Origin of the sequence: Cognataquiflexum rubidum, from assembly GCF_022538115.1 — a bacterium.
GTDB lineage: Bacteria > Bacteroidota > Bacteroidia > Cytophagales > Cyclobacteriaceae > Cognataquiflexum > Cognataquiflexum rubidum.
The window spans coordinates 27,000-41,999 of sequence record NZ_JAKZAL010000018.1; the positions used below are offsets into that span (position 1 = coordinate 27,000).

Sequence of the window (15,000 nt, forward strand, 5' to 3'; positions counted from 1 at the left end):
ATTTGGAAAATGAAACTCAATTTTTAGAGATGCGGTAAATCACATTTTTGCCGCCACCCGAAACATAGATATCACCGGTTTGGCCGACTACACCAAACCAGGAAGATACGATCAGATTTTCCCCATCTGCCGAAAGTGTAAATGGCGTTGTCAGATTACCGGCACCGTTGAGTAAATCACCTTTAAATACATTGGTTTCTTTGCTGGTAAGGCCATCCAATTGATGCAGGCGATAAACTCCCGGAACATATAATGCATCTTTTTTATTTTCCCCAAGTAATACCGCTAATCCCATTGGGGAGGTCATTCCCCCACGACTGATAGTGCGGGGCTGTCCATTGGGAAGAATTTCTGCTATTGTACCAAAATCATTATTGGAAATAAATAGACTGCCATTTGAGTCAAAGGCCAGGTTGTCAAGTCCTGATTGAATTTTTATGAAAAGTGTTTTTTCGCCAGTTGATGGGTTTACTTTGAATACTTCACCTGTTTGATCCAATAAATCACTCATGTAAGATGGGATTTGTATCGGTAATTAAATAAAAACAAATCAATTAGATGATTCCATGGGTCGAAATATATTAGAGCTTTTACCGCATAAAAAACCCGGTCTTTTATGACCGGGTTCGTTATTACTGCAATGCCAAAATGGATTAATACGTTATTTTTCCATTGCCTACATGAGAAATTGCGCCTATTGGACTTCCATCTGGTCTTTGACCAACGAATTCCAAAGCACCATTTTCTATCTCCATAAAACCGGAAGCGCCTTCAAATCGGCCAGTACCTCCTATGAAAGTAATTAATCCGTTATAGACGGCAGTGGTCTCTGAGGTAAAAATAAAGGTTAGGTCACTGGTACTCCAAACCTCGTCCCCGTTCGCGGCATAGATAATATCTTTTCCCCCCGCTATAGTCCTAAATTTAAATCCGCCTACTACCTCTGCATAAACTTCGCCTGGAGCAACTACACCGGTTATTTTTCCCAGATGCGTCATTAATCCAGTGAAGGTACCCCCTGGACCGTCTGCATTGTCGATACCTTCCAAAGTAATGCGAACCGGTCGGGTAACTTTATTGCCCTTTCTTGCTGCAATATCGATTAATTCATTACTGTCCGGTGACAATATCAAAGTTTCTTTATCGACTAATTCATTACTGTCGTAGGCATCACTAAACTGGTTGCAAGAGGATGTAACAAAAAATGCTGTTATAAAAGCAGCACCTAATACTGATTTTCCAATAATTTGTTTCATAGATTTCATAATATGATAGTTTAAATTGATTAAAGATTTATTAATAGTAAATATTTACAGTACAAACCTACTTTAATGTTCAAAGTCCGACCGTAGTTATTGTTCCAAATGCTTTATATTTTGTTCCAAATCCATAAAAATGCCTATTTTGACTGTTTATTTAGCCAACTGGAAAAAATTTCATAAAAAGTTGAATCCCCATCAAGTTTAAGAACTAGCCGTTAGGCTTGGAAGAAATATCAGCCTTTTCAAAAAAGCTATGCTTTAAAATGAGAAAAAAAACCATTGCCGATTTCACGCCAATGGATTTTTGTATTACCCGATCTATGTTTATATTGAATCCAAGGTAAGTACTTGCCTAAAACATTGGTTTAGCTATTGATTCATAGGCTTTAGCCTTTGTTCCAATTCATGCTTAAAGCTGAATTTGTCTGTTTTTTAATCCAGAAAGAAAAAATTGAATAGAAATTGAATCCTCAGAACCGATTTGAATCGGTTCTGAGGCTTAAAATGAATATGGATGTACGCAATTATGCCTTTAACATAAAAATTCGAAATAATTCTTGGTCAAACACTAAAATGTCCGTTACTTCCGACTTCCGACTTCCGACTTCCGACCTCCGTCAAGCTTGAAATTCATTAAAGGCTTACTGGCAAAGAAGCGAATAACCACTTAAAAGTATCACCCTTTCCTAAAAAAACTCGGGGCTTCCCCAAATTCTTTGGTAAATTCTTGTGTAAAATGACTGGGATTGCCATATCCCACTGCATATCCAATTTCAGAAATATTCAAGGATGAATTGAGTAGAAGTTTCTTTGCTTCCTGCATTCGAATCGCCCGGATGACTTGTGAGGTGGATTTATTGGTCAGGGCCTTAAGCTTACGATGAAGCTGAGTCCGGCTAACAGCCAGTTCTTTGCATAATTCGCCAATGCCAAACTCCTCACTTTCCAAATTCGCTTCCACGAGGGAGCGAAGCTTTTTTAGAAATGCATCCTCTTGTATTTCGGCGGGAGTTTCGGGTGTACCCACAGGGTCGACCGTCCCATAGCGCGCTGTCAGCTTTTGTCGTACCTCAATCAATTTCCTCAGTCGTACTTCCAGCTCTTTCTTTTCAAAGGGCTTGGAAAGATAAGCATCAGCTCCTCTTTCAAGCCCTTCCAATCGTGATTCGAGATCTGCCTTTGCAGTGAGTAGGATGATAGGAATATGGCTGGTCCGTTCATCTTTTTTCAGCCTTTCGACGACTTCGTAGCCGTCCTTTTCAGGCATCATTACGTCACTGACGATGATGTCTGGAATCATTTCTATCGCGAGTTGGATTCCCTGGAGGCCATTTCTGGCTTTTTGGATTCTGTATTTGCCTTGGAGACAGATTTCCAGGTAGCTGAGTACATCTTCATTGTCTTCTACCAGCAATGCCAGCGGGAGTGTTTCATTGTAATCTTCCTCGGCTCCAAATGCAGATGCCTTCACCAAACCGGTGTCATTTGGCCGTGATTGTTGCTCCAATTCGCCGGCATTACCTTTTGGAGCTTCTTTTTGAATGGGAAGTCTCAGTGTAAATTCCGAACCCTTTCCTATCTGGCTGCTGACCTCAATCGTTCCCGACATCAATTGGACCAGTTCTTTGGTGAGCGCCAAGCCGATTCCGGTTCCCTCATCTGACCTGGTAGCCGAATCATCCACCTGATAAAACCGATCAAAAATGTAAGGTAAATGCTCCGAAGGAATTCCTTTGCCGGTATCCTTCACTTTGATTTCCAAAAAATCCCCCATTTCTCCGGAAGTGATCTTTTCCATTTTTATGTAAATATTGCCTCCCGGTGGCGTAAATTTTACAGCATTCCCTACCAGATTGGAAAAAATGGCCTGAATTTTCTCAGGAGCAAAGTCCATGTACAACTCGTCAAAACCCGGGAGTAGATGCAGACGAATATCTTTGGAATCGGCCAGGGAATGAAATGACTCGGTCAGGTATTTCAGGTAACCCAAGATATTGTCATGGATCATTTTTGCGGACAACTTACCCGACTGAAGTTTGGATAGATCCAGCATCTGATTGATCAGTCTGAGCAATTGCGCACTATTCCGTTTGATCATGGGCAGCCCGTCTTTCAAATTCTCTATTGAAGGTTGGGACAATATATGGTCCGCAATACCCGAAATCACGGTCAACGGCGTCCTGAATTCGTGGGTCAAATTGGTGTAAATTCTGGTTTTGACCTGATCGAGGTCTTGGAGCCGGATGACTTCTGCTTGGGCAAGTTTTCTACGGAGTAAGAATCCATATACCCAATACAGCATTAAAAACAGCAGTAAAGCATACGATAGCCAAGCCCACCATTGGGTAAACCATGGCGGCATCACAGTAATGGCTAGGGACCGCTGCCCAATATTCCCAAACCGGTTGGCTGATTTGACTTGAAATACATACTCCCCGGGAGGTAAATTATAATAATCTGCCACAAGTTCATTCCCGTTTTTCCAATCTTGATCATGGTTGTCCAATTTGAAAAGGATGTTTTTTTCCGATTCTCCGGTTACAAAATCAATAATGCCAAATTCAATTGAGATGGTATTTTGGTTGTATGGAAGTTTGATGTGTTTGGTTTGTTGAAGCAGTAAGGGTAGGATTTTGTTTGTCCCGGGAATAAGTTCAGAATTGGAAAGAAAAAACCTGGTAAAATAAGGAGTTGGTTGCGCCAAGTATTGGTCTGAGAGTTCTTTAGGAAAAAAATGAAAGTATCCGGATGCATCCCCGGTAAAGATTTCTTCTTTATTGGAGATAAAAGTCCTGAATGAGTTGAAATTATTCTCAGAAGTCTGTTTCCAGCTTTGTCCAAACAAGACGGCATCTCTTGTCTCAGGTTCCAGTTTAATAAACCCTATGTCTGTATTCAACCACAAATACCCGGACTCATCTTCCACCATTCCTTTGACCAGCATCCTATCGGTGATCAAACCGGAGGCATCATAAAAAGGGACAAACTCTTCAGTGTTTTGATTCAATAAAAAAAGGCCTGAACGATGGGAATTGACCCAAATTCGTTGTTTGCTATCCTCAAAAATACTGAGTATAGATGCTCCGGCACTACTTAACACCCTTTTGAAGTCATCGGAATCGGGCATATAAAGGTCAAGTCCTTTGTTTGTTGCCACCCAAATATTTCCCTTTGAATCTTGAAAAAGGTCTGAAACAGAATTTCCGCTAAGTGTTCTTAAATCACCCGGTTTATGTTTATAACGTTTGATTTTTCCCGTCTTAATATCCAGGATATCAAGACCAATGTTGGTACCGATCCAAACAGTTTCATCTTTTAGGGGCAGGACAGAAATCGCTGCAAAGGAGGACAGGCTTTCTTTGTCTTTCTCATTAGGACCGAGGAAAGTAGCATTCATTGATTTTCTGTCAAAAAAGTAAAGTCCACCTACCGTTGTCAGCCATAAATTTTCTTTTTCATCAAAACCAAAGTCTGTGATGTACTTTGAACTTATGGTGCGTTTTACAAAAGAGAAAAAACTGGCGGTTCCTTCGTCCTGTTCTTTTCCAAAGAGTCCATTTGTAGTCCCAATCCAAATTCCTTTATCTGATCCTTGTGCAAAAGTGATTACTCTGGGGCCGGTTTCGGTATGGTCAAAATGGTTTTGAAGTGTTGAAACTTGAAATAAAACCTGATTTTCAGTCTGTGGTTCCCATCCGGCAATCCAAAGAAGCCCGTCCTTTGTCTTCAGCATTGTCCAAAAGTCATTCTTTTCCAAGTGATGAGATCCTATTCCGCGAGTTCCAAAAAATTCCATTGTTTTCGATTTTGGATTGTATCTGTTAATGCCTCCAGCATAGGTTCCGATCCAAATGCAACCTTGGAAATCTTCATTGATAAAAGTAATATGATCTACTGCATAGCGAGCTTTTGGATTGACCGGTGGCCTCGATAGTGCATTTGGATTGTTGGGATCGATTGGCATCCGTTGGAAAGTACCCCGCTCCCGGTTCATGATGTGGAGTCCGTCCCCATCTGTACCTACATAAAAATTACCTTGACTGTCTTCAAAAATAGCCCGTATGTTTTGGCCAATTAGAGATATCGGATCTTTTGGATCATGCCTATAATGGGTGATCAAGCCTGACTTTCTTTCAAATTGGTACAATCCTGCTGAAGGGTGATTCTGTGGGCCAAAAGCGTTGCCGGCACCTATCCAAATGGTACCTGTCTGATCCTCATAAATTACCCTGACGTTGGCACTTTGAAGCAAAATCCCCGAGGGAGAATTATCTTCGATGGGCACAAATTCTCCCGTTTTTTGGTTTAAGGTGTCAAGTCCTTTTCCAGTCCCTACCCAAAGTGTACCCGCAGGATCCTCTAAGAGCGCACTAATTTGATCATCAACAAGCGTTGAAGATACATTTGTATCGTGTTGGTAATGGGTAAAGGTCTCGCTGCTAGGATCAAAGCGGTCCAGTCCGTTTTGGGCACTGCCAATCCAGATGATACCTCCCTTGCCGGCCGTTATGGTTTCAAGTCGATTTGAAAACAGGGAATTGGGATTATCAGGATCAGTCTTGTATAATTTTTTAGACGAGCCATCGTATTTGATTAGTCCGTTGTAATTGTCAGCAAGCCAGATAAAACCCTCCTCATCCTGACACATTCCTACAATATTGGTGAGGAATTGATCCAATGGATAAGGTATGGGAGTGATTTTAACTTCCTGACCTCTACATAAAAATGAAATATGGACAAGAATGAAAAAGAAGAAAAATTTTGGGTTAGGCATTGGTTTTCAGGTGATTTCTACTCACCAACTTAAATCATATTTACTTAAATTCCAATATCCAATTTTTACATTTTTAAAATACAGATGAAGGAAAATTTCCTGCTTTGAAGTTCTCGAGGTAGACAATTTTCGTTCGGAAAGAATTTCCATTCGTTGGGGAAAAAATACATGCAGTTCGTCCTGGTTTGGAGGACTTGAACCATTAAGTTATATATCTTGAGAAATGAAGATTGTTCAAGTGGATAATCAAATCCTTTTCTAACCTTAATCTAAAAAAAATGAAAAAACTCCTAATGCCTTTTCTCGCCATTTTATTCCTGGCGTCCTGCGGAATGGAAAACATGACCGACATGCAGCCCGACCTGGAAAACAGCGGTGACCTGCTTGCGAAAAATATTGACGCAGATTTACTAAACTCACAATTCCGGATAGGACCGACAGGATCTTGTGAAACAGATTGTATTGAACCGGGGAGTGAAATCTACTATCCTGTTTCTGATGTGGCTACTGGAAGATCGGGCAGAAACACAAAATCGGTCAGCTACTCCGCTTACAACACCGAAACCCATTTTGTAGTGGAAGTGACCTATGCCATCACTGCCGGACCTGCAAAGGCAAAGGCAACCATTACGATTGCTATTGATGGCAACGAAGTGGAATACACAGATGTGAGCTCAGGCAGTACGGTCAGCCACACTGTTCCACTTGCTGACGGCTGGGCCGGATGCGATGAAGTTTCCTTTAGCGTGGTACAGGAGGGATTGGGCACACCAATCACATTTAGCGAAAGCTATGATTTAATACCTGTTTGTGCCGAAGAATCATTGAAAATAGGTGATGCATACCAGGGCGGTATAATTGCCTATATCCTACAGGACGGTGACCCGGGCTATGTGGCAGGTGAAACCCACGGCATAATAGCTGCTCCAAGTGACCAAAGTGCAGGAACCGAATGGGGGTGTTTAAGAACTTCAATTGTTGGTACAAGTACAGCAATAGGAACAGGTGCAGCTAATACCAGAGCTATAGTGAGCGGTTGTGCAGATGCAGGCATCGCAGCTAGGATCTGTGATGATTTGGATTTAAATGGTTATAGCGATTGGTATTTACCCAGCAAAGATGAGTTGAACAAACTTTATGAAAATGAAGAGGCGGTTGGCGGTTTTATTATAGGCAATAATAGTGCCTTCTATTGGAGTTCCAGCGTGGGCAATACCGACCTCGTCGCTTGGGCGCAGGACTTCATTTTTAGCTCTCAGTTCAGCCCCCCTAAGGACATTTTTTATAAAGTCCGTGCGGTTCGGGCTTTTTAACCACCTGCACTGAGCTGGACTCTCCTGAGCATGCCGAAGGGTCGAATTGTTTATCAATTTAAAAATTACCGCGACTTGTGCTGAGCGAATTCGAAGCAAGCAGTCGCATTATCGAGAAACTGGCAGGGAGTAAATCCTTGCCAGTTTTTTGTTTTAATATTTTGTGCGAGTATCCTCTTTATTGCGGGTAGCCAAACAAATATTGGTTGGGGAACGATTAGAGGTTCTGTGGAAACTGGACTGTCGTCCGTGGCCGAGTATCCGCATCCGATACAGTCTCCTCAGGGCCTATGTGCAACATTGTGGATACTCATAATACTTTTTCAAAATCAACAAAACCCATTCTTTTCTCAGCCAAATTGCAACTACTGGATTTCTGATTAAATTGAAAAGATGAAAATCCATATAAACTAAATTCTAGAAATTTTTATGAGAATCACCCAAGAAGGATTAAAAAGAGAAGTAGGGGTGTGGGGGCTTTCGGCCAATATTGTCAATATCATCGTTGGTGCGGGGATTTTTGTTTTGCCGGCTATTGTTGCCGAGATCATGGGAACCCAAGCGGTGATTGCTTACCTGTTTTGCGGGTTTTTGATTGCATTGGTCATGTTGTGTTTTGCGGAGGCGGGTAGTAAGGTGACCCACTCCGGCGGGGGATATGCCTACATCGAGACGGCCTTTGGGCCATATCCCGGTTTCTTGGCTGCCATATTTTTGCTGATGGGCAGTATATTCTCGGATGCCGCCGTGTCCAATGCCCTTGTTGAAATTTTGGGATTGGTATTTCCGGTCTTCAAAAATCAGTATGTCAGGGTTCTGACCCTGTTTGTGATTTTTGCAGGCTTGGCTACCCTCAATGTCGTCGGAGTCAAACAGGGCATCGGTTTGGTTAAAATCAATACTGTCGCCAAATTGATCCCGCTTTTATTGTTGGTGACGATTGGATGGAAGGACGTCCAACTGGCGAATTTATACTGGGAATCAGCACCGACTATCCAACAGTTTGGCGAGGCTTCACTGATTTTGTTTTTTGCTTTTCAGGGAGGAGATGCCGGATTGACGATAGGAGGGGAAATCAAAAATCCCCAAAAGACCGTTCCAAGAGCGATTTTTATCGGAATCTCTTTTGTGCTTTTGCTTTATATCCTGATTCAGACGGTTTCTCAGGGCGTGTTGGGCAATGAATTGACCAACTTCAAAGAAGCTCCTTTGGCAGAAACTGCCCGGATTGTTTTTGGTCCTGTAGGATATACCCTTCTTTTTATTGGGGCTGGTATATCGATGTTTGGGATGCTTAGCGGTCAGATTCTGAATTTGCCGAGGGTGTTTTTCAGGTTGGCTGTGGATGGGGTGATCCCGATTGCAAAATTGGCTTCCATCCACCATAAATTCAAAACCCCTTATGTTTCGATTTTGCTCTATGCAGGACTTGGTTTTACCATAGCTTCCTTGGGAGGATTTAGGCAATTGGCCGTCATCGCCTCCGCGAGTATGCTATTGGTGTATTTTGGGGTGTCCCTTTCTGTGATTCAGCTTCGCAAAACAAAAGCAAACAGTCCCGGGGAATTCAAAATCCCATTTGGATATACAGTTCCGATTATCTCTGCAGGCATTATTCTGTATTTCCTTTCCAACTTATCCGGACGGGAAATCCAAGGCATTTTGATCCTGATCGGGATTTTGACATTTCTTTATTTCCTGCTCAAAATTTTAAATAAGAACAAAGTAATATGAAACAGCTCAATATCCTCACTATCTTAGTTTTAGAAGAGGGTTAGCTGACAAACTTTCTAGAAACAGAATATAGACTATGATCAATTTCCTCCGCAAAATCCGCCAAAAGCTCTTACTAGAAAACAAGATAAGCGGTTATCTAAAGTACGGCGTTGGCGAAATCTTCCTTGTAGTCATCGGGATATTGATTGCCCTATCGATCAACAATTGGAATGAAAACAGAAAACTTGACCAACAGGAAAAATCATACCTCAACAGATTGATCCAAGAAAACAAAAGTGATGTCCTCACTTTCGCTGCTGAAATTGAGCGGCTGGAAAATAATAATCACAAAATCGCCAATCTGAGCAATTCATTCAAAGAAAAGGATAGCAGTGATTCCCTATTGGTTCAAAGTGCAAGAGAATTCTTGATTTATGGCACACTTTATCCCCGTTTCAATCCTTCCATTTCCACCTATGAGGACTTGTCCAGCACCGGAAACCTCGGTATCATAAAAGATACCGGATTAAGAGACCAAATTGTCACCCACTACCAAAGTTACCAAGCGGTAGAATGGGATTATAAGATAAATGCTGATTGGGCTATGCCGATTGATGCTCCTCTATTTATCCATACAGATGCATTAATATTTGATACTGATATTACCTCATTTCTTTTTCCTGAAGAATCCACCGAAAAACTTGCCGATGACCTAAGGGTAAATCGAGATATCTACCTCCGAAATGCCGCAATTCATTTTTGGATCAATAAGGATTGTATTATCATGCTCAAACAAATAAAAGAGGATACTTCGGACCTGATAAAAATTTTGGAAGATGCCGTCAATACAAAAGAATAAGTATTATACAGGCAATAGCCTGTGGACTCTTGACATTCCTGATAGGTTAGCTCCAAACATTCCCCGGAAAGAAATCCCCCCCTTTGGAGAAGAATTTCATATGTTTCGTCCTCGATCCGGTAATTGGCATCAATTATTTATTTAATTTTTTAATTGAAGTCGGTATTTTGATTTAGGGCTAAGGGTAACAAAGTCAAAATAAAAACCACGTTGAAATCTTGGTACCCAATTAAGGTTGATCTTAAACAAAACTCTATTGACAAGTTTGGAAATTAAAAATCAATTATGAAAAATATATTTAGGACGAACGTATTTGCGGCTCTTTTTGGATGTTCACTTTTCTCTTGCCAACAAGAAATATCGCCACCTAAGCCTCCCAATATCCTTTTGATCGTGGCCGATGATCTGGGTTATGCAGATTTGGGCTCATTTGGTGGTGATATCGACACTCACAATCTGGATGAACTTGCCAATAAGGGCATTCGCTTCAGTCGCTTTCACTCTTCTCCTCTTTGTGCCACGAGTCGGGCCATGTTCCTTACTGGAAATAACAATCATGTTGCCGGAATGGGTATACAGGGAAGAAGAGAGGGCGTTGAAGGATATGAAGGATTTCTCAGCGAAAGAATCATCACCATTCCGCAACTGCTCCAAACAAAGGGATATCACACCTATATGGCCGGAAAATGGCACCTAGGGGCCGAGCCGGAGCATCATCCCGGAAACAAAGGTTTTGAAAAGTTCTTTATCACGCCCCAGGGAGGAGCCAATCATTACAATAATTTTGGAATCCTTCCCCAAGCCCCTATTTCAAAATACTACGAAAATGGGACTGAAGCGGAATGGCCGGAAGGGGCGTATTCCACAGATTTTTACACCGATAAACTCATCGAATATATCGGAAGCAATGCCGAAGATGGTAAACCCTTTTTCACCTTTGCCGCTTACACTACTCCCCATTGGCCGCTTCAGGTGGATGAAAAATATTGGAAAAAATACGAAGGCCGCTACGATGCAGGTTATGAGGAACTAAAGAGGCAACGCTTTGAAAGCCTTAAGAAGGCCGGGATGATTCCTAAAGATGCACTTTTGCCTCCTTCTCATCCAAATGTCAAAGCCTGGGATTCGCTTTCTCCGGAGGAGCAAAAAATGGAAGCCCGAAAGATGGAACTCTATGCGGGAATGGTGGACAACTTGGACTACAATATCGGTCGGCTGATTCAATACCTTAAAGAAATCGGTGAATATGAAAATACACTAATCGTTTTTATGTCTGATAATGGGGCTGCAGCCGAGGATTTTTATTATGTTGAGGGTTTTAAAGAGCTAATTAGAGAAAACCATACCGATGCCTATGCTGATATGGGTAAGCCCAACTCATTTATTTCCTATGGCCCACAATGGGCAGAGGCGGGTTCTTCTCCCTTCAAATATTACAAGGGATTCACAACCGAAGGGGGAATGAATGTGCCCATGATTATCAGCGGTCCCGGAGTAGAAAACAAAGGAAGCATCAATGATTCCTTTTTGACTTTGCTGGATCTGGCACCTACTTTTTATGAAGTAGCGGATGCTGCCTATCCTGTAGAATGGAATGGTAAAGCAGTGAAACCTCTTCTCGGAGCTTCACTTTTACCGGTTTTGACAGGTGAAAAACAGGCAATTCATGCAGAAGATTATGTTTTTGGGATGGAGCTTAATGGCTACGCCTTGCTCAGAAAGGGGACTTGGAAACTTCTTAATACTAAAAGACCTTTTGAACTGAAAAACTTCGAGCTCTATAATTTGGAAACTGACCTATCCGAACAACAAGATCTGAAAGAAGCAAAGCCTGAAAAATACCAAGAGCTTCTGCTGGAATGGGACAAATTTTCTAAACAGGTTGGAATAGTTTCTCCTTCTCCGAAACAAGGGGAAGAAATCAAATAGTAAATACAGATAATCATGAAAAAAACACTTCTTTCTCTGATAGGACTTTTGTTAGTCACTTTCTCTTTTGCCCAGGAGGATGAAGTAGCTCTGATTCTCGCCCAGCGGGAAGCTTCCAATCAGGCCCTTCGTGCTTTTGATGAGGCATTGAATGCTACCTTTTCAACTCCGGACGCCTTTATCACCACAGGGGCGGGTACACTTATAGCCGGAAATGCCGCTCTTGACGCTTATATCAAATCCCAAAAAGGCCCCAAAATGTATTGGATCCGGACTCCTGATGAAGTGATTGTCAATCCTAAAACCAATCTAGCCTGGGAAACAGGTACTTGGAAGGGATATTATGAAGACTCGGATAAACCGGTAGTAGGAGGGAAGTATTCCGCCCAATGGACCAAAGCCTCGGGGACTTGGCTGATTCATTCACAGTTATTTGTCACACTAGAAAATTAAGCTGATGGAAAAAAATCAAGTCCCAAAAACTGAAAAAGACCTTTCCAACAAAGAGGTGATCAGCTCCCTGAAAAAGAAAAAATGGACATCCTATATCAAGGAATTTTTGATGCTGTTTCTGGCAGTTTTCTGTGGTTTTCTGGCAGAAAATTATCGGGGAAATATGGTCGAAAAGCAGCAAGAAAAGCAGTTCATCCAATCCTATATCGAAGATTTAAAATCTGATACCGCGAATATCAAAAGAAACCTGGATTATAGGAAAATGAAGATGATACAAATGGACTCTTTCATGCTTTTGCTTAGTAATCAAACCATTAAAGGACATGAAAATGAGCTTTATTTCTTTGGAAGGAGTCTGGTAAGAAGTGTCTGGTTTCAAAACAATGACCGAACCTTTGCGCAGTTGAAAAATTCAGGTGCGCTGCGGTTGATCCGAAACGAACAGGCCACAGATAGCATCATGGCGTATCAAAAAATGGTGGAAAGGTTAATCACCAACCATGAAGATGATCGCACAGAAAGGTACAATGCCTTCCCTGTTATCTCTCAGATCTTCAACCCTTTTGTTTTTGATCAGATGGTGACTGCCAATGGAATTCAAAGGCCAAAGAACAATCCGCCACTTCGTTCTTATGACCCTGCTCTACAACAAGACCTTGCCTTTTGTATTCACCAATTGAAAGGAAGCACTTTCATAATTGAGACCAGGCTGGCACAATTAAATAATAAAGCAATCCAGCTTATCGCTTTGCTTACCAAAGAATATGACCTAGAGTAGAAAATGGAAGAAAATCAATCAACCGAAATCGAGAAAGACCTCTCCAACAAGGATGTTATTAACTCTTTGAAAAAGAGGAATTGGAAATCCTATTTCAAGGAGTTCTTTATGCTGTTTTTGGCTGTATTCTGTGGATTCCTTGCGGAGAACTATCGGGAATCTCTAAGTGCAAGAAATATTGAAAAAGAATACATCTTCTCTTTGATTGAAGACTTAAAAACGGACACGACAAATCTCAGTCTGTACATCTCTTTCCGAAGAGAAAAAAGCGTACTCATGGATTCTTTGGCAGAAATGATCCTATCAGAAGAGCGGAGTTTATTGGGGAATCAGATTTACTTTTTGGCCCGGCAAGTATTCAACGAGCAGGCATTTTTTTATTCCGATGGTACCATGCAACAGCTGAAAAACGCCGGGAATCTTCGGCTGCTTAGAAAAAGAAACGTCGTAAATGCTTTGCTGACTTACGAGAAAAAGGTAAAGGTGCTCGAGGAATGGGATGAAAATGATAATAAGACCAAATCAACTTTTCGCGAAATGGGTGGGAAAGTCTTTAATTCTTCGGAATTGAATAAGACCATGGATGCAAATATGAAATTCGTCATGCCGACGACAAATCCCCAACTGATCACAAATGATTTTGAGGTCATCAATGAGATTGCTTTTCAGATCCACTACTTATCCAAAATGACCAAAGGCAATAGCCTCCGTGCCGAGTCTTTAAAGTCTGATGCAGCTCGCTTATTGGAATTGATTCATTCAGAATATAAACTCGACTGACCATGAAAAAACCGCCCATAAATCAAGATCAGACTATTGAAGAGCACAATCCAAATGAGCCAATCGTCTCTAAAAAGAGAAACTGGACAACTTATTTCAAAGAATTCCTGATGCTGTTTTTGGCAATTTCCCTTGGATTTTTTGTAGAAAATCAGCGGGAAGCTTATGTAGAAAACAAAAGTGCCGAAGTATTGGCGGTATCCTTGTTGGAGGATTTGAAACAAGACAAAGCTGCCTTACAGGAATCGATTGAGTTTGCCAAAGGTAAAGACATCACGATTCAAAATTTCCTAAAGATGCTCCGCAGTCCCGGAGAGTCTTGGGATACACTTGCTTTTTACAAAAGTATGACGGAGGTTTTTATCACCTTCCCTTTTTCGCCAACGGACGGCACCTATTCCCAAATGAAGTCCTCAGGTACACTGCGGTATTTTGATCAGCAGTTAGTCAATAAAATGAACGCTTATGACAACCAATTGAAGAAAACTATTTTTAGGGATCAAATTGTTGAAAAAGCAGAATGGGAGCTTGTACCCATGGCTGCTAAACTGGTCAATTTTGAGGTCACGGGAGAATTGCGGTTCAACAAGCCAATTACCACAGAGATGTACATCAAGATATTGGATCAAGATACTTTGGACTTATTTATAAATAAAGTGGTGACAGTCCGTACGATGATGGGACGTTCGCTTCAGGAATACGCAGCCCAACAGGTATTATGCGATGATTTGATTAATGAGATAGAAGGGAAATATGACTTTTAGAAAGTCGATTATTTTTTATCGATTTTTTTTATTTCTTGACTACAATTTTTCTAGCTATTCTCAATCAACTACCAAAGAAGATGGGATTTTCATATTAGGCAATTCATATTTTTAGATAAAGTTAATCTCTCTGTTAACTCCAATAAAAACAAATAATATTTTGTGTGTATCCGCTTTATTGCACGTAGCCAATTAAATAATGGTAGGGGAACGATCAGCGGTTCTGTGGACAGTGGACTGTCGTCCGTGGACAAGTATCCGCAACCGATAAAGTCTCCTCAATCCCAACGTGCAACATTGCGGATACTCATATAATATTTTTATAACTACCTCATTTTGTTCTAATTAATGATAAAAATCACTATTAATATT

The 15,000-nt window shown here is 41.2% G+C and carries 11 protein-coding genes; 8 read left to right on the forward strand and 3 right to left on the reverse strand.

Annotated features, from left to right (window positions below):
- Nucleotides 1-16: 16 nt before the first annotated feature.
- From MMU05_RS17385 to MMU05_RS17395, 3 genes are all read right to left on the reverse strand, one after another.
- Nucleotides 17-511 (reverse strand): hypothetical protein, encoded by a 495-nt coding sequence (locus MMU05_RS17385; RefSeq protein ID WP_241142949.1) that lies wholly within the window; start codon nt 509-511, stop codon nt 17-19.
- 142 nt (nt 512-653) lie between these two features.
- Nucleotides 654-1,265 carry a hypothetical protein gene (locus MMU05_RS17390; RefSeq protein ID WP_241142950.1) on the reverse strand — a complete coding sequence of 204 codons (612 nt, stop codon included), beginning with the start codon at nt 1,263-1,265 and terminating at the stop codon, nt 654-656.
- A 673-nt stretch (nt 1,266-1,938) separates the two neighbouring features.
- On the reverse strand, nt 1,939-6,036 hold the full coding sequence (locus tag MMU05_RS17395; RefSeq protein ID WP_241142951.1) for a hybrid sensor histidine kinase/response regulator transcription factor: 4,098 nt from the start codon (nt 6,034-6,036) through the stop codon (nt 1,939-1,941).
- A gap of 278 nt (nt 6,037-6,314) precedes the next feature.
- Between MMU05_RS17395 and MMU05_RS17400 the strand changes: the two genes are divergently transcribed.
- The 8 genes from MMU05_RS17400 to MMU05_RS17435 all read left to right on the forward strand — a co-directional run bounded on the left by MMU05_RS17400 (nt 6,315) and on the right by MMU05_RS17435 (nt 14,628).
- The gene (locus MMU05_RS17400) at nt 6,315-7,349 is read left to right on the forward strand and encodes an Lcl domain-containing protein (protein WP_241142952.1); all 1,035 of its coding nucleotides are present in this window, start codon (nt 6,315-6,317) and stop codon (nt 7,347-7,349) included.
- A gap of 429 nt (nt 7,350-7,778) precedes the next feature.
- Entirely contained in the window at nt 7,779-9,083 is a 1,305-nt protein-coding gene (locus MMU05_RS17405) for an APC family permease (RefSeq protein ID WP_241142953.1), read from the forward strand.
- A gap of 76 nt (nt 9,084-9,159) precedes the next feature.
- The gene (locus MMU05_RS17410) at nt 9,160-9,924 is read left to right on the forward strand and encodes a DUF6090 family protein (protein WP_241142954.1); all 765 of its coding nucleotides are present in this window, start codon (nt 9,160-9,162) and stop codon (nt 9,922-9,924) included.
- Between the two features lie 285 nt (nt 9,925-10,209).
- Complete coding sequence (locus MMU05_RS17415) at nt 10,210-11,853, forward strand: arylsulfatase (protein ID WP_241142955.1); 1,644 nt, start codon at nt 10,210-10,212, stop codon at nt 11,851-11,853.
- A 15-nt stretch (nt 11,854-11,868) separates the two neighbouring features.
- Nucleotides 11,869-12,306: a nuclear transport factor 2 family protein gene (locus MMU05_RS17420; RefSeq protein ID WP_241142956.1), complete on the forward strand. Its 438-nt coding sequence runs from the start codon at nt 11,869-11,871 to the stop codon at nt 12,304-12,306.
- Between the two features lie 4 nt (nt 12,307-12,310).
- On the forward strand, nt 12,311-13,084 hold the full coding sequence (locus MMU05_RS17425) for a hypothetical protein (RefSeq protein WP_241142957.1): 774 nt from the start codon (nt 12,311-12,313) through the stop codon (nt 13,082-13,084).
- A gap of 3 nt (nt 13,085-13,087) precedes the next feature.
- A complete protein-coding gene (locus tag MMU05_RS17430) occupies nt 13,088-13,864 on the forward strand; it encodes a hypothetical protein (protein WP_241142958.1) in 777 nt (258 codons plus the stop codon).
- Between the two features lie 2 nt (nt 13,865-13,866).
- Nucleotides 13,867-14,628 carry a hypothetical protein gene (locus MMU05_RS17435; RefSeq protein ID WP_241142959.1) on the forward strand — a complete coding sequence of 254 codons (762 nt, stop codon included), beginning with the start codon at nt 13,867-13,869 and terminating at the stop codon, nt 14,626-14,628.
- Nucleotides 14,629-15,000 lie beyond the last annotated feature (372 nt).